Here is a 25,176-nt window from a genome sequence, read left to right on the forward strand (position 1 = left end):
CGGTGAATGAAATTTTTGTTTTTTCTTGCCATTATCCTTGTTGTATACAAACAAAAAAAGAGCCACAATATTTTGCGACTCTTTTACAATTATAACTATTTAACGACCACGTCTTTGCTGACCTTGCTTTGTACTACCTTTTTTATTACTTGGTTTATTAAATGATCGGTTATTTTCATTTCTAGAACTATTTCTTGAATCACTTCTTGAGCTATTTCTCGAATCACGTCTTGATTCACTTCTTGAACCTTCGCGGCTATCTCTTTGACGATTTTGACCTGATTTCTTCGGAGCCGGCTTTGGTACCGGTTTTCCATTTTCATCTACACGTTTTATCTTCGGTTGTTCGATTATTTCTCTTTGTATTGGTGCACCAAGCGTTTTTTCAATTTCTTCTAAATGTTTTTCATCTTTCGCTGCAACGAACGTAATTGCAAGACCTGATCCACCTGCACGTCCTGTTCGGCCAATGCGATGAATGTAACTTTCTACATCTTCAGGGATATCATAGTTAAATACGTGCGTTACACCATCTACATCAAGTCCACGAGCTGCTACATCCGTTGCGATTAAGTACTGAATTTTAGCTTCGCGGAAACTCTTCATAACTCTTTCACGTTTCGCTTGAGGTATATCACCATGAAGTTCAGCACAATTATAACCTAGTCCTTTTAAATTATCATAAAGCTTACTTGCTCTAACCTTTGTACGACAGAAAATAACAGCTAAAAATGGCTGATCACGATCCATAACAAAACGAAGTGCATCTGGCTTTGCACGATCTGTCGTCTCAATGACACGCTGCTCAATTGTATCTACCGTTACTTCTTCACTTTGTACTTGAATCATTTGCGGCTCATCCATATAACGCTTCGCCAATTTTTTAATATCTTTTGGCATCGTTGCTGAGAATAACATCGTTTGTTTACTACCTGGTGTCTCATCTAAAATATCTTCAATATCATATAAGAAACCAAAATAAAGCATTTGATCCGCTTCATCTAGTACAATCGTTGAAAGATTACTTAAATCAATTGTTTCACGTCGTATATGATCTAATAATCGTCCTGGTGTTGCAACAACAATATGTGTATTACCTTTTAATTTTCTCAATTGTTGTGCTACATCTTGCCCACCATAAATCGCTAGTACATTAATATCTTCTCTTTGAACAAGCATTTTTTTAATTTCAGTTGTAATTTGCAGAGCTAGTTCCCTTGTTGGTGCAACAATTAAGGCCTGAACATCACTAGACTCTGGATCGATTTTTTCTAAAATCGGTAACACGAATGCTAACGTTTTACCCGTTCCTGTTTTCGCCTGCCCAATAATATCTTTACCTGACAGAATAACTGGAATTGCCTTCTCTTGAATTGGTGTTGCTTCTGTAATTCCATTTTCACGTAATGTATGATTAAAAGTTTCACTAATTCCTAATTCTAAAAAGTTTTTCAAATAGACCACTTCTTTTCCTTATTTTTCACATTAGCTTTCATTGTACCATTTGTTTCGCCAAATATGAAAAATAAAAAAATTCTTATCTTCTTTTTTTATATTCATCGTGTACTAGATGAACAAATTCTTTTTGCTTTTTCTCGGATTTTATTAATGTTTCCATTGTAAAAGAATATGAAATGAATTGTAAGGAACATATACTTACTCCTACAAAATTCCCATTCGAAATTCACGAATTTCAAGGGTACATCTATAACGATTACTTAAACCTCCAATACTACAATGAAGATATTAATGGGATTTTAAAAATCACTGTTTCACCAGTTCAAAATAAATTAGGCTTCTATGTACATATAGGGGAGCTAAGTTCTACAGTTTAAAAAATAATATGAACGCATTATATAATCCTCATTTTGATTCAGCATATGAACTTATCTTTCAGAAGAATGGTTTTCAATATACAATTGCAATTGGTAACAAACGCTATATACAAGGAAAACATAACGTAAAGGATTTAATTAAAATTGCAGAATCTATGAATTAAAAAAACGATCTTTTCGATATAGGAAAGATCGTTTTTTTATTAATTTATACAGTAAGCTTTCCTCCATGATAGCAATAATACTCTGCTGCTTTAAAACTTTTAATCCTGTTTAAAGACTGTTTCGCTTTTTCTATATCCAAACAAAAATTCGGATTAGCTATTACTAACTCACGATTCTCTTGAACAGCCGCATCTCCCGTAATTACACAATCTAAATTCGGAAAATATAATGAAATATGCCCCGAAGTATGTCCTGGCGTCGCTACTATTTGACATTCATTATTCAAAATCATTTGACCATCATGCACTTTTTCATCGACGGAAATATGTTTTATATTTTTTAACTGTTGTATAAACCATTTGCCAAATTCTTTTTCTTCATTTGGCATACGTTCTAACATTTCTTCAGCTTGAACTAACCTCTCTGCTTTTATATCACCATTAATATAGTTAGATTCAATTTCACTAGCAATAACATTAATATTTGGATATTTCACTTTAAAATCATATACAGCCCCTATATGATCGTCATCATAATGGGTCATAATTATATTCTTTAAGTTTTTCATCTCATATCCATGTTTTAATATTGCATTTTCAATTAAAGGTAAAAAACTTGGATATCCTGTATCGACTAACGTTAATTCATTATGTACTATAATTAAACTTGGATAAACACATTGTGTTTGCCCGTTAAATTCGAATTCAATTGGTAGTTCTATTATTTTCATTTTTCTTCCCCCATACCGCTTATAAAATGCATAATAATAACTAAATCACCCACATACATCTTACAATATATATACTATGTAACGGTACACTGTGAATCGTTGCATAATCCACATTATATTATTTTGAACAGGTATTCCCCTATTTTTATGGAAATATATAATTAAGAAAAACAATAAAATTGATTAATCTCTCACTTCTTTGTCCATCCTTTTAAAAAATCTATGTTTTTGTAAAAGGAGTGTTTATATGGAGAAACAGACACTTTGGAAAAAGTTCAAAAAAAGCTCTGTAAACCTCGGTAAATCCAGCGTATATGAAAGTATTATTTTATTCTACACAATGAAAAAGAAAGAATTACCTACTAAAGCAAAATTCATAATATTAGCCGCTTTATCTTATTACGTATTAACAATCGATTTCATTCCAGATATAGCTGCTATTATTGGGATTGGCTTATTAGATGATGTTTTAGCAATCGCTGTAGCGCATAAATACGTTATGAGACACGCAGATGCTGAAATTCGAGAGAAGAGCAAAGTAAAGATGGAGTCATTATTTACTTCAGCACAAGCATAATTAAACTATCTATTCATTTACCATGAGAGCATTGCAGAATAAATTCCTAAACAGTAAAAGAATTTCTCTTAGTCCTCAAACCGTAAACAAATAGGGTGTCAGCACTTATTCCTAAGTTCTGGCACCCTTTTATTTGTTCTTATTTCTATCTGTTATACAGTTGCATGTGTCCCCTTATACAAAACTGCTATTGCCGCTACTATAAGAATCATACCCATAAAAGCAGGTGCGGCATGAGCAAGTGATACATAGATTTGTCCTCCAATAATCGGACCAATCATTCTTGCTAAAGCTTGAATAGATTGGCTTCCACCTTGAATCCTTCCTTGTTCATTAGAACTGACAGACTTTGAAAGTATCCCGTTGAATGAAGGGCCGAAAATTGAATCCCCAAAACCAAACATTAGCATTCCAACGATAAGTAGTGGAGAGAGTGAAAATACAGCTGATGCTGCAATAAAACTGTATCCTATAATCTCCGAAACCATCCCAAGAATTGCTATTTGTTTATCACTAAGCTTGATTAAAAGCTTTGGCATTATAAAACTTTGTGAAACAATGTCTTGAAAGCCCAAAATTGAAAACATAAGTCCGATTAATGTAGGTTTCCAACTGAAAGTATCCATTGTAAATTGCGTGAAAATTGCTTGTAAAGATCCGTTAGGTGTCCAAAGTAAAAACGCTGAGATAAGTAACCATTTTAAATTTTTCATGGAAAGTATATTTGCTAGCTGTGCAAAAGGATTTAACCTTACAAAAGTAATCTCTTTTAACCTGTTATTTTTGTCAAGGCTCTCAGGCATGTATTTCATACCATATAAAACATTTAATAAAGTTATGAACGCTCCAAAGTATAAAGGTACAGAATGACCAAACTTTGCAAGTAAGCCCCCAAGAGTTGGTCCAATAATAGTTCCCGCACCTACAACTGCACTCACCCATCCAAAGTATTTCGTTCTCTGCTCTTTCGGAATGATGTCTGCAAAATATGCGAAGATAGTACTTATGCTTCCGCCTGTTATTCCTTCTATTATGCGTCCAGCAAATAATACCCATAAAGCTCCTCCTATGCCAAAAACCAAGTACCCAATTGCAGAACCAAATAAGCATATTAAAAGTAATGGACGACGGCCATACTTATCGCTTAAAACCCCGAGTGCTGGAGCAGCTAAAAACACGCAGGCCGCATATACGGAAGTTAGTAGTGTAACAACCAATGCTTGTTCTTCCGGATTACTTGTATATGGCTGTACTAAGAATGGGACTACAGGCATGATGATACTGAAACCTATACCACAAAGAAATACAGAAATAAGTCCGAATAGTAACGCATGTTTATCTATGCTTTTTTCAGTTTCCCTTTCATTTTGTGATCTAAATATAGACATTTAACTTCTCTCCTTAAAATGTTTTGTTGCTTTGTCAACAAAATGATAACCCTGTTTTGTTGATTAGTCAACAAAGATGAAATAATAAAAAAGCAGCCTATTCTCATATTAGAGTAAGGCTGCCATTTTATTATTAAAATGTATTACGATTTAATATGTATACCTTGTTTCTTTATTTCTGCATCCAAATGTCTACTATACTTTTCCACAAAGCTAATTATACTGTCGAATTCTTCTTCAGTTACTTGTTCAAATACAGCTTTATCCCGCTCTTGAAACTCTTTGTGCAGATTTTCATGGATTTTATAAATTTCTTTCCCTTGTTCGGTAAGCTTAAAATAAATTTCTTTCTTATTTTCTGACTTTTGGTAGCTTTCAACAAGGCCTTTTTGTATGAGCTTCTTAGTCATTCTACTTATAGCACCGCGAGTCACATAAAAAGCCTCTGCGAGTTGCGTCACGTTAGAATCTGCATTGTTTTCAATATATTCAATGCAGTGGACTTCAGAAGACTTAAAACCTTTAAGACCTTCTTCCATCTTATCTTTATTAAGCCAAACCAGCTTATTATATAATTCCCTGAAACCGTTCATGACCTGTTCTTCTTTATTCATGACCTGCCCTCCTCACCGCTCATTAGCACATTAAAACTATTATATTAAATTTCTGCTTACGTTTCGACAATATTGAAATAATTATTGTAACATTAAAGATATGGGTAAAAATAGGCGCTTAAATAAAATAATTTTTAAACAGCAAATTTTGCAAGCTTATTGCTACTTACAGTAAACAGTAGACAAAAAGTAAGAGCTAAGACTATTTCTCTTAGCTCTTCTTTCATAAAACTATTTCACTTCATTAGCGACAAAAAAGTGCTCACATACACTTGATATGCGCTGTAAGTCTACGTTCCCACCAGATATAACCGCTACTACTTTTTTTCCTTTTATATAGCTATCAACTTTTCCTGCAAGAAGTGCAGCAGTTGCTAATGCACCTGCACCTTCTACAACAGCTTTCCCACGTTGTAATAAATCTTTCATCGCTACTTCCAGCTCTTTTTCTGATACAGTTACAATATCATCTACTAATTCTTTTACAATTTCAAATGTTAATTTTCCTGGTATTTTAACTGCGCAACCATCTGCAATAGTAGGCGCCTCATAATGTTCTACGATTGCTCCTTTATCGTAAGATGCCTTCATTCCATGAACATTATCTGCTTGGACACCAATTATATTAATGGATGGATTAAAAGATTTTAATGCTACAGAAATACCAGAAATAATTCCGCCTCCACCTATTGGTACAATGACAGTATCTACATCCCACATATCATCAAGAATGTCTAATCCAATTGTACCTTGACCAGCCATTACCTCTACATCATCATATGGATGTAAATATGTTTCACCTGTTTCCCTTATAATTTCTTCACATTTTACCTTTGCATCATCAAAGGTTTCACCATGTAAAATCACTTCAGATCCATATCCTTTAGTTGCTTCAACTTTCGCCTGCGGTGCAGAAATTGGCATAACAATTTTACTCTTAATACCGAGTAAATGAGCAGATAATGCAACTCCTTGTGCATGATTACCTGCTGAACATGCGATTACCCCTCTTTCTTTTTCTTGATCCGTGAGCCGCGACATTTTATTAAATGCGCCACGAAATTTAAAAGAACCCGTTAATTGCATATTTTCTAATTTCAAATGAATTTCTCCGCCCGTTTTACTAGTCAAGTAAAAAGATTTTACTAATGGCGTTTTACGAGCATTTCTATCTAGAATTTTGTGAGCTTTTTTAATATCGTCTATATGTAATGGTAGTTTTCTAGTTATCATACTGACACCTCTTCCAAAGTTCTATTTCTAAGTTTTCGTAAGTCGTAGCTCCTTTATACGAAAAGAAAAAATCTTTATATATGTACCCCACTCTGAAATAAACACATTTGCAAACAATTTAACATCCTCTTCATATCGCGTTCTTTATAATGATTTAAACATGCAATTTGGATCCAATTATTCTTTTGTAAATAAGATGACTCATAATGAACGATGTATCCTTGTAATGCTAATGTATCGCCTACTACTTTAGAAGAATAATCTTCGCTCAATACAATAGTAAGTATAATTGGCGCGGCATGTTTTTTAGGTGAAACAAGCTTTAACCCCATATCAGTAATAACTTCTTCAACATACTCGTATGTCTCTTTAATTTTTACAAATACCTTTTCATCTTCAAATCGCTTCAACGCTTCTTGCAATGCATAAATTAAATTCCATGATTGTGAGTATGGAATGCTTTCATTTTCTTCATACATACCAATGTCCATATAGGCCGGCACAGCCTCGTTTATTTTTACAATGTGGTTATGAAAAACGAAAGAAATTCCTGTATATGATTTAATCGCTTTACCGCTAACACCACTTGCAAAATACACATCCTTCAAGTCTAATGGTATTGCTCCAATTGAGCTTATGCAATCTACACATAGTTTTATTTGATTCTCGTTACAAAGAGTATTTAGCTCGTTTAAATCGTTTAACATTCCAGTAGATGTTTCATGATGAACAAACCAAATCCATTCATAATTTCCAGTTGTCATGATTTCTTCTAATTCGGTATAAATAAATGGATCTCCCATTTCCTTTTTATACGTATCAAAATGTAACCGTGCTCGTTTTGCATGTCCAACTAATCTATTACCAAATTCCCCATTTGTTAATACTAGTCCTTTCCCTTTTAAAGAGCGTAACTGTAAAGCAATCGCATCATTTGCTAACGTCCCTGTTCCTAACATAAGCTGTACATGTTTTGCTTTTGTCATGTAAAGTAACCGTTTTTTCACATTGTCCATCATCACTTGAAATGACTTAGAGCGATGCGAAATAGGCCGCGTAGAAAATGCCTTTCGAACGTTCTCTTCAATATCTACTGGACCAGGTAAAAACGTATATTCTTTCGTCATAATCCCCCCAACACTCGACTCTTCAAACATAGCAGGGGTAACATACATTGGCTGGAAGGCTGCTTCTTCTGTACCAACTAACGTATGGAAAGATTTGAATCCCATTTGCTCATATAAAGCTAGTTCACGTGTTGTTGCAGAAATGAGTGCTAATTCATATCCATTTAGAAGCAAATAACGATGTAGAAAACGAATTAATCCTAACAACGCTCTTCCATTTCTATATTCACGTTCTACTGAAAGTAAACGAATTTCATACATTTTTTCTCCATGCTCTTGCAAATAAACATCTAAATTTGAGATTTTATAATCTAACGAGAATGGTCGTTTTCCCCGCACTGCGACCATACCTACTAATCTATCCTCATCTAAACAAATTAAATATGTATTTTCTTTATGAAACCGATCTATACGAAACCGGTCTTTCGTTTCTTCATGTTGTGGTATCTCTTCCACAAAAGTTTTATAATTTAATTTATGTATACTTTCAAATTCCCAATCTTGATCAGCAACTTTATAAATTAACCCCATGCCTTATCTCCTTTATCTATTTAATAAAAAATGATAAGTGGAGATTATCCCCACTTATTAAACATTCATTTTATTCTCGATTCACATATAGAATAAGTACAATAATCATTCCACTTAATATAGTGGTAACAATAGAATAAGAATAAAGAATCATACAAATTGGTAAACAAGCAATTGTAATTAGTCCTGGCTTCGTAAACCCTTTAAATATTAAATAAAATACAATAAAAATGCCTAAGAGGGTAAGCGCTATCAAATAATCAAATGCGATTAGTCCTCCTATAAATGTTGAAATACCTTTACCGCCCTTGCCTTTAAATAAAACTGGATAAATATGTCCAATAATAACGGCCAATAATGTTAACATTACGAATGTAGGATCTTCAAAAAGATATTTTGCAACAGTAACAACGATTGCCCCTTTAATCGCATCACCTAAAAATGTAGCGATGAAATACCCTTTTCCATATACACGCCCCATATTTCTTGCGCCAGGATTTCCGCTTCCTTCATCCCTAATATCAACGTTATGTCTCAATTTTGTTACTATATAAGCGGTCAATATGTTTCCAATTAAATAAGAAGCCACCAAATACAAAAACTGCATACTATTAATCATGTAATCATTCACTTTCTACATGGGATTACATATACAATATTCAATTACTACGTATATTGTACGTTTTTAACATACATCCCTTTATACATTTTAACATCATATTTTTACAAATCATACAAAAATTCTCATACACTATTTTTAAAAATATATATCCCTCATTAAATAATATGTTCCTTTCACTGCCATTTCTGCTTGTGATACGAATGTAATTTCTTTCATACTATCTTCACAGCATTTCTTAAATACAGCAAATATTTCAGGAACTAAACGCAATATACTGCCACTTACTGCAATTGGCGTTGAGTGCTTAAAGTTCAACTTGTTATAAACACTTACTGTAATCCTTGCCAATTCCTTTCCAGCTTGCATCATAATTTCATGCGCATCATCATTGCCATTTCTCGCTTCCTGAATAATTAATGGCGCGATTGCTGCAATTTTATCTTTAGAAGAAGTATATACTAAGCTTTTTATATGAGACGGTGTCAAAAGTTGAAACTGCCTTTGAATATTCAAACTCAATGGACAAAGGCTGATTCCTTGATCGAATTGAATTGTCATTTTCTTTAAAGCTTGTAATGCAATCCAATATCCGCTCCCTTCATCTCCTAAAATATGTCCCCATCCACCGCTATACTGATATACTCCTCCTTTCTTTCCTATACAAATTGCACCTGTACCACCTATAGTTAATATTCCATCCTTACCTTTTAAAGCAGCTGCATGCGCGATCATTGCATCATTAAAAATTTCAATTTTTGTTCCGTATTTCTTTTTTAAACGTAATGTTAATTCATTTGTATTCGCTCCGCTTATACCAGCTAATCCTAAACAAATACAAACGCAATGCTCATTTATTAAATTCTTCTGGCATTGATTAATTGCTTGCATAATATGCAAAAGCGCCTGATCAAAATCTATTAATACATTTCCAAATCTGCTCGTACCTCTTACAACTTCATTTCCATTTTGATCAAATGCAATTGCCTCTGTCTTCGTTCCCCCGCCATCTACTCCAATCATATACTTCATATGTTCGCCTCATTTTCATTTACATATTGGAGGGAATGTTACATTCCCTAAAACCACGGAATTCTTAGCACCTGTTGCGCTCGGCACATTACTCGGATTACGATGATACGTTTCGTTTGCTAAAATAGCAAATGCAATCGCTTCTTTCGCTGCTGAAGAATGACCAATATCCTCTTGTATACATATACTACATTTCTCTTCTCTTAATCCATTCCGTATCATTTCAACAAGTGTATTATTATAACTTCCACCACCAGCTAAAATCACCTCATCAATGTCATAATACGGTAAAATACACTCCTTATAATGATGAACAATTGAACATGCTGTAAACATCGTGACAGTTGCCAATATATTTCCTTTACTATGCTTTTCAAATCGATTTAATAATTCAGTCACAAACGCTTCTCCAAACTGTTCTCTACCTGTTGATTTTGGTGGTTTCACGTTCAAAAATGGATGGTTCATACAGTATGTTAAAATTTCATCTACAACTACCCCTTGACTTGCGATCCAACCATTTTGATCATATGGTACATGAAATAATCTTTGACATACTTCATCGATTACCATGTTGCCTGGTCCAGTATCAAAAGCAATAACACTCTCTTTACTTCGTTTACTTGGAACCACTGTAACATTACCAATCCCACCAATATTTTGTAGTAGTCTATTTTTAGTTTGATGCCGATATAAAATAATCTCTGAATATGGTACAAGTGGTGCACCTTGTCCCCCTGCCGCCATGTCCATCGTTCGGAAATTCGAGATAACCGTCGTGTTCGTTTCATATGCTATTACTGCTGGTTCCCCAATTTGCAATGTTGAAGAAATAATATTCCCTTCTTGCTTTGGCTGATGATAAATCGTTTGTCCGTGAGAGCCTATTAAATCTAATTGTCTCAAAGGAAAATTGGCCTCTTTACAAACTTCCTTTACAGCATTGGCGAAGCATAAACCAAGTTTAAAATTTAAACTACATATAAGTTGGACATTCGAAGTTTCAATTGATAACGCTTGTTGGATCTCATTTTTCATATCATTACAAAATGGAACAGTAGTAAAATGGATGAGTTCGATTTTAGAATTTACACCACTTCCTTCTATATGAACGAGCGCTACATCTATTCCATCTAATGAAGTACCAGACATTACCCCTGCAATATACATAACGTGCATGACCTCCTATTTACTAAAAAACAATCATGTAAGTAACGAACGTACAACCAATCGAAAACAATATAAATCTAAAAAACAACTGCGCTTTCGATGCAAACGATCCATCAATGAAAGAAACAACTACCGTAAGCAAAACGCTTGCCGCAATACTTGTAACGAGCCAAATACTATGCATTTGTGATAAATTTAGCATGCCTAATAAAGGGACAAAAAGTAAATTTGCACAAATCACTCCAAATAATAATAAAAATACGCCTTTATAACTAAATTTTATATTCATTCTATTTCCCCCTTTCTAGTTTTAATGTGAAAGAAGTGATAGACAAAAAGTCTATCACTCAAAATAACAGCGTGCAGATTAAGGATTAACAGATTCCCCGTCACCATTTTTTTCAATTTCAAGCATATTTTTGTCGTACATTTTAAAGAATGGTAAATAAATAAGGAACGATATTGCTATATTTATAAAAACTAATACAATCGCACGCCAATCTCCACCTGTTGCTAAATATGCACCAATTGGAGCAGGTAGTGTCCATGGCGGCATAATATGCGTTGGTGTTACAAATCCCATCGCAGTTGCTGAATATGCAACAGTTGCTGTTACAAGTGGTGTAATGATAAATGGGATAATTAAAATTGGATTTAGTACAATCGGTAATCCGAATATGACTGGTTCATTAATATTAAAAATACCCGGAACAATACAAGTTCTTGATAATGCTTTCGAATATTTCGATCGACCAAATACAATCATAGCTAATACAAGCCCTAACGTCGCACCAGAACCGCCAATCCATATAAACCATTGATATAACGGCTCTGGTGAAATAAATGGCAACTGATCTGCTCCACTAGCAACTGCTTCACCATTTTTCCCTAGGTATACTTCCCATAATGGCCGAGCAACAGTTCCAACAACCGACACACCATGGATTCCGAATGACCAAAAAAACGTAATTAAAAACACTGGAATCATTACACCGAAGTAACTATCTCCAGCTTTTACTAATGGTGCTGCTAATTTATCAACAACATGGTGTAAATCAATGCTAAAAACGACAGTTACTAGACTCATTATAATAATAACGAACGCTGCAGGTATAAGTGCTTCAAATGAACGCGATACAGATGGCGGTACTTGTTCTGGCATTTTAATCATTACATTTTTCTTCTTACAAAACCTTAAAATCTCTACGGATAAAATAGAAACAATCATCGTCACAAATAATCCATGACCTCCGAGATTTGTCATCGGAAGCATGAATCCTTTTTTATCAATTAACTCAGGCGTTAATGTTAAAAGTAGTGAGCATACCGCAAGCTGTGCTCCTGATAAAGCATCTAATTTATAACTTTTCGCTAAATTATATCCTATTCCAAATGCGATATATAAGGACATAATAAACATGGTTAAACGATATGGTATCAATATACTTGTTTGATTCTTTAATGCCCAAACTGATATGAAACTATCTTTCGGCAGTGGTGGAAATGCTACTATTAAAAAGAAGCTTCCTACTATAATAAATGGTAACGCCGAAATAACTCCATCACGGATTGCTTGTAAATGTCTCTGCTCAGAAAGCCTTGCCATCGGTCCAGATAAGTTTTTATCAAGAAACGTGACAAACTTATTCATAACGTTTCCCCCTAACTGATTAATTCATTTACAGTTTTTAATAAAGTCGGGCCGCCAAGCGGTGTGTATGCTTGCGGCGGTATGATGCCACACGGAATAGATTCCTCCTCTGCAAATTTTTTTACAGAGTCAAATCGGTGTCTTATTTGAGGTGCCACCATTACGACATCCCAGCCATTCTTTACTTCTTCCTCTACCTCATTCGTTCCAATTGCATGCACTTCCATGTTCACACCATTTTTCTCCGCTTCTTTTTTTAAAGCGTTTACAACAATTGCACTGGACATTCCTCCAGAACAGACGAACAAGACTTTCATTTATTAATCCTCCTATACTTATAATTTATTACCCTTCAAATGAAAGGAAGTTTCACTTTACTAACAAGCATATGAAGTAGTAAATGAATTTAGTTATAATGAAAGTAAATTTCATTAAAAATATTTTTCCTATTAAATTAATGTTTCAATATGCAATTTTCTCTATTGCAAAATCAACCTCGCCTCATATATTATTTTAAATAATCATATGATAGGGAGGCGTATAAATGATCGTTAAACGTTTATTAATGATATGTTGTATCGTCATCTTGTTCATCCTTTTCTCTTTCATTCCCCCTCACTTTACTTATGCTGAAGTAAATACTGCATACAAAAAACATGAATTACGTGCTGTATGGATTGCATCTGTTCTGAATATTGATTGGCCCTCAAAAACTGGCTTACCCATTGAAAAACAGAAACAAGAATTTATAAGATTATTAGACGATGTAAAAAGCACTGGTATGAATGCAGTTGTTGTACAAATTAAACCAACCGCTGATGCTTTCTATCCTTCAAATTACGGTCCTTGGTCTGAATACATTACAGGAACACAAGGAAAAGATCCTGGTTATGACCCGCTCGCATTTATGATTGAAGAAACTCATAAAAGAAATATAGAATTCCACGCTTGGATTAACCCATACCGAATAACGATGAATCACACCGATATAAATCGATTATCAAATAATCACCCTGCAAGGCAACATCCCGATTGGGTTGTCCCTTATGGCGGAAAGTTATATTACAATCCCGGTATTCCGGAAGTAAAAAAATTTATAACAGAAGGCGCTTTAGAAATCGTACAAAATTACGATATTGATGCGCTGCATATGGATGATTATTTTTACCCATATAAAGTAGCCGGTGAAGAATTTCCAGATCAGAAAACGTACGAAACATATAATAACAGTAGATTTACAAATATAGAAGATTGGCGACGTAATAATGTAAATGAACTTGTAAAAGATTTAAATACTGCTATAAAACAAGAAAAATCATATGTAAAGTTTGGCATTAGTCCGTTCGGCGTATGGAGAAATGTAGCTGACGATCCGACTGGCTCTAACACAACCGCAGGCCAAAGAAACTATGATGACCTTTATGCTGACACACGTGAGTGGATACAAAAAGGATATATTGACTACATTACACCGCAAATATATTGGAATATAGGTTTCACCCCAGCTGCATATGACATATTAGTAGATTGGTGGGTTAAAGAAACAAATAACAAACCGATTCACCTATACATCGGTCAAGCGGCCTATAAAATTAATAATAACTCCGTCCCTGCTTGGTCTGATCCAGAAGAATATCCAAGACAAATTGCATTAAACCGGCTATATCCTGAAATCAAAGGTAGTATGCATTTTAGCTTAAAAGATATTAATAACAATCCACTTGGAGTTAAAGATAGACTCTCAAAAGACATATATAAACACCCTGCATTAATCCCGCCTATGCCTTGGATTGATCATAATCCACCAAAACAACCGACTTTAAAAGGCGCCATTCCAAGAGATGAAGGTATTGCAATCGGTATCATTGACAATAGAGATAATGATTCTGCTTATTACGCTATTTACCGCGTGAATGGGAAAAATGAAGTGGATATACAAAATCCTAAAAATTTACTTACTACTGTAAGAAAAACAAAACTTGGAGAAATTTATGTAGATAAAACCGCTATTTCCGGAGAAACGTATACCTATGTCGTAACTGCAGTTGATCGATTGCATAATGAAAGTGTGGCTTCTAGTCATACTACCGTTAGTGCAAAATAAAACCTCATAAAAAAAGCGCCTTAAAGCTGTGATACTTAGCTTTTAAGGCGCTTTTTGTTATTTATTCTTAAACTTCTCAGTCGCTGCCCTCATCTTCACATTTAAATCGTGATCAATCGAGTCGCGAATATCTCGCTCTACTACTTCCATTTCTTTTTTGAAATTTTCCAAGTAGATCTTCAGTTCTTCTTCCTTCTCTGGTCTTTGTGAAGGTGGTAATTGTACTACCAACGATAACATGGCCGTTAAATCTTTCATTAAGAATGTTTCAAGTTTATGTTGTTGTTCAAACATGCGTTGCTCTTGATAGTACGGAAGTGCATTTAATACCGAAATTGTAATATCATCAACCGTTCTTTGTAATGAAGGATTTATTGAGCGTTTATACGCTTGAATTGTATTTAATGCGTCTGGATAACGGTCATAAAAATACAATTTGTAAAATGATAAGTCTGTCGGTTTTACAGTTTGCTGCGTTTCTTGTCTTAAGAAATCTTTCACTTTCATCGCAGCCACATCAATATCTTCATTCGTAAGCTTTTTCGTAGTTTTTGCCATTACATGCACTTTTTTCTGCTTTTCTTTCGGTAACATCGAGAAGACTTGCTCTCTCGTACGTTGACCCGATGCACAGAAAAGAGTGTTTAATGTATGTTGTTCTTTCTTTCCTTCCGTACGAATCCAACGATAAAAGAGAGGGTGTTGTGTAAATTCTTGTAGAAACGGTAATGATTTATTCGATAACTTATCTAAAGAATCGTGTGCTCTTTTATATGGCTTCGTCCATGAAAAATACAGTTTACGTCCGAAATATACAACTAATACAACGACAGTAAATGCGATTAAAAGCAATGTACCTAATAGTACTAATACAGTTTGAATGAAACTCATTTTTTCACCTCCTCTAAAAGTCTGCTATTTTCTTGGGCGCTGAATGAGTTTTTGTTTCATTTCATCATTAAATGTGTCTAGTTCAATAACAAACTTCTTACTTGACTCGATAATACGTTCTGACGATTTCTCAGAAGCTTCAATTGCAGCGAATACGTTTTGGAATGACTCGCGTAATTTATCCATGCTAATTGCAGGATTTTCAAGCAGTTTTGTTGTTTCTTCTGTATTTTGTTTTAATGCTTGAGAATTGCTTAATACCATTGATTCAATTGCTTCATTTGTCGCATTCACTGCATCGATTGTTTTCCGTTGATTTGTTAACGCTAGCTGAATAGCAGCTGAAACCGTTACAACGTTTTGCGTCATCGTAATTGCATTACGAATTGCCTCCGTTAACTTTTCATTATTTTTCTTAATAATGTCTACAGATGCGATAGATTGTAATAATACACTTTTCGCTTGCTGCATATTACGTGTACGTACAAGTATCTTTTCTAATGCATCGTTAATTAACGGAATATCCCTTTGACGCTCTGGGTTTTGTTTCTCAGCTTCAAGCATGCCAGCAAGCTTTTTCCCTAAGTATACTTGTTTATCAAGAGCATGAATTTTATCGTGCGATTGTTCTTTTAACATTTCAAGACCAACTGTATCCTCTTGTAAGTTATCACGACCAATTAGAAGGGATCTAATAATTTCCTCGATTTGTTTATCTATAGATTGGTATTTATGCACGTATGTTTCAAGTGGATTTTTCTTGAATACTTTAAACATTATTTTCTTCATACCACTTGCTTTAAGTGAATTGGGATCAAGCTCTGATACCACTTTTCGTAATTCTAACAATGTATTTGGAATTTCTTCATTTTTCCCATTCATCATCGCTGTTACAGGGCGTTTTAAAGCTGATAACGTTTGTCCTGCTGCTTGTTGCTCTTTATCCCCTAAATCTCCTAGCTGAGACAATACTTTTGATAAATCTGTATTTTGCTCGCTATTTAACTTTTGTACATAAAGATCCGCTTCTTTATTTAGTTCCTCTAATTCTGCATCTTTTATAACTGTATCAACTACTACTTCTACATTATTATCTTTCACAATGGATACAGGTTCTTTTTTCTCGAGTTCAGTCAACAAAATCGCTCCTTTATTTATATGTGCGAATTTATATGCACTATATTTCATCAATTATATCGTATTTCATATACATTCTGACTGCTTGAAATCGACTTTTTTAGAAATGCCTGTTTATGCAGTCATTCCCTGTTTCTTACTATAAGTATACCTGTAATCAACATAATTTTCCTCAGACTTAAGACCTAGAGAACAACATGCTGAAGGCGGATTCTTCATATATTTCCTAAATAATTTACGTTCTTTCAATCGTGCTACACTCAATCTTTTGACATTCACCTGTTTTCAATGTGATAATTCTATTACACTCACTTCTATTTATTTTTGCGAGCTACAAATGCTCCCTTTTGAAACGCTAATAACACCGTTTCAAACGTATCATCTTCTTCAATCATTTTTATAAACTCATCTAATTCACTCGCATGAGAAGTTGCATTATCAACAACAAGAAAACCTTTTGGTTGTAACATACGTTTTATATGCTCAAACCACCACATGTATTGCGTGCGTTCTGAATCTAGGAAAATAAAATCAAATGAATGATCTAATTGCGAATCTAAAAATGCCCCGGCTTCTTGATTATGAATATCGATTCTTTGTAACAGGTTTGCCTTTTCAAAATTGACAAGTGCCTCTCCAACTCGTTCTGAAGAAAGCTCTACAGTTGTTACATTTCCATTTGTTTCTTCTACCGCATTAGCTAACCACAATGTAGAATAACCATTAGAAGTTCCAATTTCCAAGATATTTTTTGCATTACACCCTTTTACTAAAATTGATAAAAATTGCCCCATCTCACGAGAAACATTCCGTAATTTTTCTTCCCTTGTTTTTTTATTTCGATCATGCTCTTCTCCATATTGTTCAAGTTGCAATAATAATGAATCTACTGTATCCATTCTTTTCATCGCCTTTCCAAGCAATATGATGAAAAAGCTCTTGCTGCCCGTCTACTTTTTATTATATGCGAAACAAAAACCTTTTTCCTGTTATATGACAAAGATTTATAATTTTTTATAGCATATTGTTTCGTTTTTTGGTAAAGTTAATTTCTACGTGCAATTATTCCATTCATATTATTTCATATTAAAATTGCAGTTATTAAATTATATAAACCCCATTTAAATGAATCGGTATTTCAAATTCAATTAAGCGCCCTTTTCGGACGCATTTTCTTTGTTTATATATTTCCAGAAGAAAGGATGCTTACAAATGAACGTGATTAGCTTAGATGCTGCTCGAAAACGAAAGCAGCATAAAAAATTAATGATTACTATACCGATTATTACACGTATTTATGAAGAAGACGGGGAAATTAAATTTGAGGTAGCTGGCGAAAAAGATGTACCTCTTGAAATGTTAGAAAAATAATAAAAAAACGCATTTCTAAAGAAATGCGCTTTTTTATATTTTTACATTTAAATGCATAAGTTTTTCAGGATTAACCATCATATAAATATTTGAAATCTTCTCATCCTCAAATGCAAACGAAAGAACATACGTTACTTTATTATTTATTGTAACTATAACTCCTGGTATACCATTTACCATTTTAAAATCAACAGTGTACTCTTCTGTCAATCGTTGTGCAATCCCAAAGAACAAGCGAATAATTCGATCTGCAGAATAAATCGGATTGATCGCAGTTGTAACTTTACCGCCACCATCAGCTTTGAATATAGCATCTGTTTTTAATACTTCCAACATACCTTCCGTATCCCCACACTGTAATGATGCTACAAACTTTTCAACATAAGAAGCCATTTTCTCCGTGCTTAATTTTGATTGCTTCGGTTTCTCCAACATGCTTTTTCGTGCACGTTGAAAGATTTTTCTACAGTTCACACTACTCTTATCAACAATTGAAGCTATTTCTTCGTATTCATAACTGAAAACCTCTCTTAATATGAAAACAATCCTTTCTACCTCAGATAGTTGTTGTAAAAGTAATAAATATGCGGTGGAAAGGGATTCTTTCATTATAAATGACTTTGATGGCTCATCACTCTCGTCTACAAGTGGCTCTGGTAACCACATCCCTACATACACGTTACGTTTATGCGCTGCCGATCGTAATTTATCAATTGAACGATTTGTCGCCATCTTACATAAATATGCTTTCATATTTTCTATAGATTGAGGATCTTCTATATTATTTAGCGAGATAAATACATCCTGAACGATATCCTCAGCATCCATAACACTCCCAAGGATTCTGTATGCTAACGAAAATAATAATGGTTGATACGCTTCATATAACTGCTCCGTTTCCATGATGAACTGCCTCACTTTCATATTGCTTTAAAATGTGTAACGCTGCTCGTTTCCCGCTTGCTACCGCAGCATCAGCTAATATTTCATCATGCCCTGCCCAATCTCCTACAACATAAACACCTGGCATTTCAGGTATATTAGGACCCGGCTTTTCAACACGGTCAATATGAGGAAAATCATGTACTACTGTTATTTTCGGTAAATATTGCTGTGCAACAACTTCTCTTTTCCAATTTGGATGTAACAACTCCATCGTACTTTCCAACTGTTCTTTATCTTCATGAATATGATTCATCTCTAGCATAGGATTATGGTACTTAATTAGACTCACTGCAATTGATCCATCTTCACTTAATTTAGCTGCTCTCGATTGATTTGTGAAAAATATAGGTTGATCTAATCCTAATACAAATTGATGTGTAGGATTGGGTAATTGTCTCAAGCCAATATCTAATGCAGCAACAGTAACCGGTACCGATTGTTCATTCCATCTATGCAAACTTGTTCCTTCTGCACCTTTTATTATTTTGCAAGCCTCTTTTGGCGGAGTCGTCACGATGACTGTATCTACTGCAAAAACCTCATCATCAACACAATGTATTCTTTGTTTATCTTCATAATGCTCTATTTCCAAAACATGCTTTTTAGCCAAAAATTTTACCCCGACATCATTCGCTAAATCTCTTAATTTTGTTATTATCGTCTCCCAACCACCATCTACATAAAGCACTCCTTCTTTTATAGAAAGCTGTATTTGCTTTAGTACAGATGATGCTAATTGTATTGTAGGAGCAAACGTATATGTTGTTGTCCGGCATAGCGCATAAAATATATTACGGACCATTGGATCTTTTATTTCATTTTCTGCCCATGTAGTTAGACTCATTTTCGGAACTTCTCCTACATCTAAATTTCCTAAACGAATCATAAGACGTGAGAATTGTACTTTTGCAGACCACGAAAGTAGTGGTGTTGATAAAATTGAACGAAAATCTGTTGGGATGGTGAATATATCCCCTTTCCATATTCCATGTGCTTTTGTAGATGGTATTCCACCTGGAAGATTCAAACCGAGCTCATTAAAAGTTATAAACGCTGCCCCGCCTCTATATAAAGCATGTGCACCAAGATTCATGCAGATTCCATTTTTATTTATAGTCATCCCTCGGCCACCGAATTGACTGGATTTTTCTAATACAATCACTTTCTTTCCAGCTTTCGCTAAATATATAGATGCTGTTAATCCAGCAAGCCCACCGCCAACAATTGCTACATCAAATGTATTCATAATAAAATCCCTCCTTATCGTCCTACATACAAGACGAACGATTAAGGAGGGATGTGACATGAAAATAAATTTTTATTACCCTACTTTATTTCATTACTTTTTAATTCGGTCATATTGCATACGAAATAACTCAATTGCAAATGGAATATCCTCTTCACTCTTTATATAATAACTGATCCATCCTGATTCAGGTAATACGTGATGTGGTTTTACCAATCCTTGCTTCACTAATTCATCTCGCTTTAACTTCGGAAATGGTAAATCAGCTAATTTATCACCATGAAGATGGCCAAGTTCTTTCTTACCATAATTTATTTCAATACCACCAAATCGATGCAGTTTTTCAGAAACACCTGCCCAGCTGAGTACTTCATTTCTAATCATTTCACTAAATGACATGAACATTCACTCCTTATAAATGATTGATGTACTTTTAAATTAACATTTTCATTACTTTTTTCCATCAATCCAAAGTATGAATGGGAATACGAATATAGTTTAATCTTTATACTTTATTCTTTATGGAATAAGTGAATTTATTAAGCTACCGACAACAGCACAAAACAAAGACTAGACACATATCCTAATTTTGTAACCTAACTTACCTATAGAAAGGCGGGTAATACAATTGACTGCCAACATCGACTATACCTCCCCCTCAACCAATTTTACTTATGATGTAAATAAAAGTAATTTTTTTCGGAAAGATGCCCAAAATTATATAAATGTACTTGGTATTAAACAATTAAACACTTTAGAAAATACTTCTTTATTAGATATTTATTTAAGTACAGGAAATGTTGTAGAACCACATATTCATCAAAATGCAGCTGAACTTGTTTATTGTATTTCAGGCTCTGCTGTTGTTTCTTTACTTAATCCATTTACGAATCAAATATTAAACTTACCGATAAAACCGGGGCAAGTTGCCAACATTCCACAAGCGTGGTGGCATTATGAAATTGCTAAAGCTGATAATACTCATTTATTAGCTATTTTCAATGCCCCAGCGCCAGAAGTTATTTTCGGTTCTGATATTTTAAGATTAACTCCGGCTCATATGATGGCCCATACTTACTGCCTCAATGAACAACAATGGAAACAAGCGGTTTCTCCTATTCAATCAACTACTGTTATTGGCCCTCCGGCAAACTGCAATCAAAACCGTGGAATGAAAAATTACCCAACCCAGCCCCTCCCTCAACAACATAATCCGTATCCCCAAGATTCTTATTACTTTCCTCTTTACTGGGGCTATTAATTTGTAAATTTTTAAAAGAATCATCATTTATCTCCTAGGAAAATACCGAGGAGATTTTTTTATTGTATGTTCTCTTCCTATTAATAATAGTAACAATTGATAGTGTACATACATATAATATTTATATATTAAATTGGAGGTGATAGTACTATGAGTAATTATAACTATCGAAAAAACTACTCTTATAATAAAAATAGTAGCTCTTCAGCATCCTCTCAATCTTCCAATTCTCAATCTTCCAATTCCCAATCGCAAAGAGACTTAGCCGAGCAAGGCTATGTAAAGAAAAAAGGATGTAACTGTAATAAAAATAAATAGTTTATTTTATGGATGAATTCTTTTTTAAAAGAATTCATCTTTTTTTGCTGATCGGAAATTTTTAAAGTTACATAACTTATGCCTTAAATGAGAAAGGGTAAATTATACTTTTTTATACGAACTTAATAAAGAGTAATTGTTCAATTGATTTATTACTTATTTCCTCAAAAAATATAGTCCTTCCTAAATTTATTAGGAAGGACTATATACAAACCCCTGTTTAATTTCCTACTAAACATTGTAACAAATTAAACGATATTAATACCTGCACTTACAAATCCAGCAACTGCAGCTATTGGACTTGCTGCTGTTAATGAAACATACAGTAGTATTTTATCTCCAGCCGCTACTGGAATAGCTTCAGCAATGATTCCTGATGCTGTAGAACCAATCGCTATTGCGGCAAATGCTGGTGTTAATAAAAGAGGTGCGCCTTGTACTGTAAACGTATTGCTTGCTGCAGGTGCAGTTAATATTTGTATTTGCACTTGAACAGGTGATAATGGAGCTAAAGCAGCTGTTGCACTAAAGAAACCAGCTAATGACGTAATAACCCCTGCGCGTGGTGCTACAAATGCATAATCACCTACACCTAATGCTAATGTGATACTTGTTCCACCAGTTAAAGCTACACCAGGCTGACTAAATCCAAATCCAAGAAGAGTTCCTGTATTAGCTATTAACGCGTTAACTAACGCAGATGGTGTTGTACCTGAAGCAAATGGAATAATAGCCCCGCCACCAGTTGCTCCTGTTGCACCAGTTAAGCCTGTTGCACCAGTTAAACCTGTTGCTCCCGTTGGACCTGTTGCTCCTGTTGGACCTGTTGCTCCTGTTGCTCCTGTTGCTCCTGTTGCTCCTGTTGCTCCTGTTAGGCCTGTTGCTCCTGTTACTCCTGATGGACCTGTTGATCCTGTTGCTCCTGTTGGGCCTGTTGCTCCTGTTGGGCCTGTTGGACCTGTCGCTCCCGTTGGACCTGTTGCTCCAGTTGCTCCTGTTACTCCTGCTCCTGTTGGACCTGTTGCTCCTGTTGCACCAGTTGCTCCTGTTGATCCTGTTGCTCCTGTTGATCCTGTTGCTCCGCCTCCTGGACCTGTTGGACCTGTTGGACCTGTTGGGCCGCCTCCTGGAGTAGCACCAATTAATTGAGTTAATAAGTTTAATAAAAGTTGTAAGCTTGCAGGGTCAATAATTAAAGAGAAGAAGAATGGTGCAAGAGCACTGTAGAATTGTTGTAATAAAGAAAGTAATTGACTTAGATTTGGGTTAGGAGATTGTAGTAAATTAATAATACTTTGAATTAATTGTTTTAAGAAATTCCCTTCTGGAGAAGGTGCTAATTCATTTAGTAAGTTCAATAGTTGAGTAAACAAATTGAGTAAAGCTAATCTGTTTGCATCACTTGGATTTGCAAAAAACGCTGCAATAGCCGAAATTAAAGAGTTTAGTAAAGTAATTAATCTACCTAATTGCTCACTAGTAATTGGAACTGTTTGTGGATTGTTACAGCAATCTGGAGTGAAAACAATCGGATTATTGCAGTGGTTATGACCGAAACAATTATTACTTGTCATTTATGTCCTCCTTACTTGTTTTATATTTGAGTTTTTCCTATTATAAGGATCATAAAGTTGTAAAAGAGTATGTGTTATATATTGACTTAAAATAGGAAACATGAAATATAATTAAACTTGCAAACGCTATTTAATTATGTTCATGACTCACATATTAATTATATGTTTTTAATAATTGACTGCTTAGATTAAATACCTAAACTTAAGAGTTTATTTTATTTTTCCACGTTTATCTCTTAGGTTTAAATACACATATTAATTTGAATATACTCAACAATTAACAGTGCCATTTTTTTCATATAAATATACCTTATTTCTTTACTAAGATTGTGTTCTCTTTTTTAAACATGAAGCCGTTTGTATTATAGAGAACTCTCATATACTATATTGAAAAATTCATTTTATATTTTATTCCAATACACTATGAAAAGGATTGAAGTTAAAATTCCTATCATTCAACCATTTATAACAGCTAGAAATTGAATGTACCTTCACTTAATTTTAACTATTCAAATATAAAACAAAAAGGACAGATTCCTTTTCATTAAGGAACTGTCCTTTTAATTAATAATGATAAATTGTAATATAATTGAAGATCCTTGCGATGGTGGTTGCGTATCCAATAAAGTTAATTTACCAGCACTCACTTCATATAATGGTTGTGGTTGCAGTATTCCGTTAACAAACAAATTAATATAAGAAACTTCACTAGGAGACAAAATATTCGTTGTACCATATTGAGGTATCCCGTCAGCATCTGTATATATAAGTTTCTCTCCATCTGCAAAAGTGTAATATAACAAATTGGTTGTGGTTATAGGACCAGTGCCCCCAGTAGGACCTGTTGCTCCCGTCGGTCCCGTTATCCCTATTGATCCGGTTTCTCCAGTTGGTCCCGTTTCCCCGGTTGCTCCTGTTATTCCAGTCGGCCCCGTTTCTCCGGTTGGGCCCGTTTCCCCGGTTGCTCCTGTTATTCCAGTCGGCCCCGTTTCTCCGGTTGGGCCTGTTATTCCGGTCGGCCCCGTTTCTCCGATCGACCCCGTTATTCCGGTTGCTCCTGTTATTCCGGTCGGTCCCGTTTCTCCGGTTAGTCCTGTTATTCCGGTCGGTCCCATTTCTCCGGTTAGTCCTGTTATTCCGGTCGGTCCCATTTCTCCGGTTAGTCCTGTTATTCCAGTCGGTCCTGTTACTCCGATCGGCCCCGTTCCTCCGGTTTCTCCTGTTATTCCGGTCGGTCCCGTTTCTCCGGTTAGTCCTGTTATTCCGGTCGGTCCCATTTCTCCGGTTAGTCCTGTTATTCCAGTCGGTCCTGTTACTCCGATCGGCCCCGTTTCTCCGGTTGGGCCTGTTATTCCGGTCGGCCCCGTTTCTCCGGTTAGTCCTGTTATTCCGGTCGGTCCCATTTCTCCGGTTAGTCCTGTTATTCCAGTCGGTCCTGTTACTCCGATCGGCCCCGTTTCTCCGGTTGGGCCTGTTATTCCGGTCGGCCCCGTTTCTCCGGTTGGGCCTGTTATTCCGGTCGGCCCCGTTTCTCCGGTCGGGCCTGTTGCTCCTGTTGGAATATAAATTGGTGGAAGAATCGGAAATGTAGGTCCAATATTTTCTGGTCCTATCATCCCCTTATTCAATGATAAATTGTCATTGCGTTTCAATTTAA

The 25,176-nt window shown here is 35.0% G+C and carries 24 protein-coding genes and 1 pseudogene; 5 read left to right on the forward strand and 20 right to left on the reverse strand.

Annotation, left to right across the window (positions count from 1 at the left end; genetic code table 11):
• Window positions 1-99: 99 nt before the first annotated feature.
• Entirely contained in the window at window positions 100-1,464 is a 1,365-nt protein-coding gene (locus MKY38_RS10150) for a DEAD/DEAH box helicase (RefSeq protein WP_025688173.1), read from the reverse strand.
• 149 nt (window positions 1,465-1,613) lie between these two features.
• Between MKY38_RS10150 and MKY38_RS10155 the strand changes: the two are divergent.
• Window positions 1,614-1,999, forward strand: a pseudogene (locus tag MKY38_RS10155) (hypothetical protein); the annotation flags it as partial.
• Window positions 2,000-2,043: 44 nt separating this feature from the next.
• Here the strand turns inward: MKY38_RS10155 and MKY38_RS10160 are convergent.
• Entirely contained in the window at window positions 2,044-2,730 is a 687-nt protein-coding gene (locus MKY38_RS10160) for an MBL fold metallo-hydrolase (RefSeq protein ID WP_341048891.1), read from the reverse strand.
• Between the two features lie 247 nt (window positions 2,731-2,977).
• Between MKY38_RS10160 and MKY38_RS10165 the strand changes: the two genes are divergently transcribed.
• On the forward strand, window positions 2,978-3,307 hold the full coding sequence (locus tag MKY38_RS10165) for a YkvA family protein (protein WP_000415089.1): 330 nt from the start codon (window positions 2,978-2,980) through the stop codon (window positions 3,305-3,307).
• Window positions 3,308-3,459: 152 nt separating this feature from the next.
• Here the strand turns inward: MKY38_RS10165 and MKY38_RS10170 are convergent, their stop codons facing one another.
• The 10 genes from MKY38_RS10170 to MKY38_RS10215 form a co-directional block, all read right to left on the reverse strand.
• On the reverse strand, window positions 3,460-4,695 hold the full coding sequence (locus MKY38_RS10170; protein WP_341048894.1) for an MFS transporter: 1,236 nt from the start codon (window positions 4,693-4,695) through the stop codon (window positions 3,460-3,462).
• Between the two features lie 143 nt (window positions 4,696-4,838).
• A complete protein-coding gene (locus MKY38_RS10175; RefSeq protein WP_001030901.1) occupies window positions 4,839-5,309 on the reverse strand; it encodes a MarR family transcriptional regulator in 471 nt (156 codons plus the stop codon).
• 231 nt (window positions 5,310-5,540) lie between these two features.
• Window positions 5,541-6,542, reverse strand: coding sequence for a bifunctional threonine ammonia-lyase/L-serine ammonia-lyase TdcB (tdcB, locus tag MKY38_RS10180; RefSeq protein ID WP_000632960.1), 1,002 nt, complete (start codon window positions 6,540-6,542; stop codon window positions 5,541-5,543).
• A gap of 74 nt (window positions 6,543-6,616) precedes the next feature.
• Window positions 6,617-8,200 (reverse strand): aminotransferase class V-fold PLP-dependent enzyme, encoded by a 1,584-nt coding sequence (locus MKY38_RS10185; RefSeq protein WP_065223704.1) that lies wholly within the window; start codon window positions 8,198-8,200, stop codon window positions 6,617-6,619.
• Between the two features lie 70 nt (window positions 8,201-8,270).
• Entirely contained in the window at window positions 8,271-8,819 is a 549-nt protein-coding gene (gene plsY / locus MKY38_RS10190) for a glycerol-3-phosphate 1-O-acyltransferase PlsY (RefSeq protein ID WP_000610876.1), read from the reverse strand.
• A gap of 138 nt (window positions 8,820-8,957) precedes the next feature.
• Window positions 8,958-9,851 (reverse strand): BadF/BadG/BcrA/BcrD ATPase family protein, encoded by an 894-nt coding sequence (locus tag MKY38_RS10195; RefSeq protein WP_065223703.1) that lies wholly within the window; start codon window positions 9,849-9,851, stop codon window positions 8,958-8,960.
• A gap of 15 nt (window positions 9,852-9,866) precedes the next feature.
• Entirely contained in the window at window positions 9,867-11,021 is a 1,155-nt protein-coding gene (anmK, locus tag MKY38_RS10200) for an anhydro-N-acetylmuramic acid kinase AnmK (protein WP_065223702.1), read from the reverse strand.
• A 22-nt stretch (window positions 11,022-11,043) separates the two neighbouring features.
• A complete protein-coding gene (locus MKY38_RS10205; protein ID WP_001021963.1) occupies window positions 11,044-11,310 on the reverse strand; it encodes a hypothetical protein in 267 nt (88 codons plus the stop codon).
• 78 nt (window positions 11,311-11,388) lie between these two features.
• Window positions 11,389-12,672 (reverse strand): PTS sugar transporter subunit IIC, encoded by a 1,284-nt coding sequence (locus MKY38_RS10210; RefSeq protein ID WP_001032280.1) that lies wholly within the window; start codon window positions 12,670-12,672, stop codon window positions 11,389-11,391.
• 11 nt (window positions 12,673-12,683) lie between these two features.
• Complete coding sequence (locus MKY38_RS10215; RefSeq protein WP_000865907.1) at window positions 12,684-12,989, reverse strand: PTS sugar transporter subunit IIB; 306 nt, start codon at window positions 12,987-12,989, stop codon at window positions 12,684-12,686.
• Window positions 12,990-13,216: 227 nt separating this feature from the next.
• Between MKY38_RS10215 and MKY38_RS10220 the strand changes: the two genes are divergently transcribed.
• On the forward strand, window positions 13,217-14,776 hold the full coding sequence (locus MKY38_RS10220) for a glycoside hydrolase family 10 protein (RefSeq protein ID WP_065223701.1): 1,560 nt from the start codon (window positions 13,217-13,219) through the stop codon (window positions 14,774-14,776).
• 57 nt (window positions 14,777-14,833) lie between these two features.
• On the opposite strand, the gene MKY38_RS10225 is transcribed toward MKY38_RS10220, so the two are convergent.
• The 3 genes from MKY38_RS10225 to MKY38_RS10235 form a co-directional block, all read right to left on the reverse strand.
• Window positions 14,834-15,667, reverse strand: coding sequence for a DUF3974 domain-containing protein (locus MKY38_RS10225; RefSeq protein ID WP_070180131.1), 834 nt, complete (start codon window positions 15,665-15,667; stop codon window positions 14,834-14,836).
• A gap of 24 nt (window positions 15,668-15,691) precedes the next feature.
• On the reverse strand, window positions 15,692-16,804 hold the full coding sequence (locus MKY38_RS10230; protein ID WP_000137396.1) for a toxic anion resistance protein: 1,113 nt from the start codon (window positions 16,802-16,804) through the stop codon (window positions 15,692-15,694).
• Between the two features lie 314 nt (window positions 16,805-17,118).
• Complete coding sequence (locus MKY38_RS10235) at window positions 17,119-17,712, reverse strand: O-methyltransferase (protein WP_002094007.1); 594 nt, start codon at window positions 17,710-17,712, stop codon at window positions 17,119-17,121.
• A 304-nt stretch (window positions 17,713-18,016) separates the two neighbouring features.
• On the opposite strand from MKY38_RS10235, the gene MKY38_RS10240 reads away from it, so the two are divergent.
• On the forward strand, window positions 18,017-18,175 hold the full coding sequence (locus MKY38_RS10240) for a hypothetical protein (RefSeq protein ID WP_001100984.1): 159 nt from the start codon (window positions 18,017-18,019) through the stop codon (window positions 18,173-18,175).
• A 33-nt stretch (window positions 18,176-18,208) separates the two neighbouring features.
• Here the strand turns inward: MKY38_RS10240 and MKY38_RS10245 are convergent, their stop codons facing one another.
• The 3 genes from MKY38_RS10245 to MKY38_RS10255 form a co-directional block, all read right to left on the reverse strand.
• The gene (locus MKY38_RS10245) at window positions 18,209-19,078 is read right to left on the reverse strand and encodes a sigma-70 family RNA polymerase sigma factor (protein WP_000447147.1); all 870 of its coding nucleotides are present in this window, start codon (window positions 19,076-19,078) and stop codon (window positions 18,209-18,211) included.
• Window positions 19,056-20,366 (reverse strand): phytoene desaturase family protein, encoded by a 1,311-nt coding sequence (locus MKY38_RS10250; protein ID WP_025709621.1) that lies wholly within the window; start codon window positions 20,364-20,366, stop codon window positions 19,056-19,058. The genes MKY38_RS10245 and MKY38_RS10250 overlap by 23 nt, the downstream gene beginning before the upstream one ends.
• A gap of 93 nt (window positions 20,367-20,459) precedes the next feature.
• Window positions 20,460-20,765: a luciferase domain-containing protein gene (locus MKY38_RS10255; protein ID WP_025709622.1), complete on the reverse strand. Its 306-nt coding sequence runs from the start codon at window positions 20,763-20,765 to the stop codon at window positions 20,460-20,462.
• A 229-nt stretch (window positions 20,766-20,994) separates the two neighbouring features.
• Between MKY38_RS10255 and MKY38_RS10260 the strand changes: the two genes are divergently transcribed.
• Complete coding sequence (locus MKY38_RS10260; protein WP_025709623.1) at window positions 20,995-21,627, forward strand: cupin domain-containing protein; 633 nt, start codon at window positions 20,995-20,997, stop codon at window positions 21,625-21,627.
• Between the two features lie 566 nt (window positions 21,628-22,193).
• Here MKY38_RS10260 and MKY38_RS10265 read toward each other — a convergent pair.
• Window positions 22,194-23,519: an exosporium glycoprotein BclB-related protein gene (locus MKY38_RS10265; RefSeq protein WP_341048908.1), complete on the reverse strand. Its 1,326-nt coding sequence runs from the start codon at window positions 23,517-23,519 to the stop codon at window positions 22,194-22,196.
• Between the two features lie 560 nt (window positions 23,520-24,079).
• Window positions 24,080-25,171, reverse strand: a complete 1,092-nt coding sequence (locus MKY38_RS10270; RefSeq protein ID WP_341048911.1) for a DUF4183 domain-containing protein — start codon at window positions 25,169-25,171, stop codon at window positions 24,080-24,082.
• Window positions 25,172-25,176 lie beyond the last annotated feature (5 nt).

Source organism: Bacillus sp. FSL R5-0585, assembly GCF_038004545.1.
GTDB classification, from domain to species: Bacteria; Bacillota; Bacilli; order Bacillales; family Bacillaceae_G; genus Bacillus_A; species Bacillus_A cereus.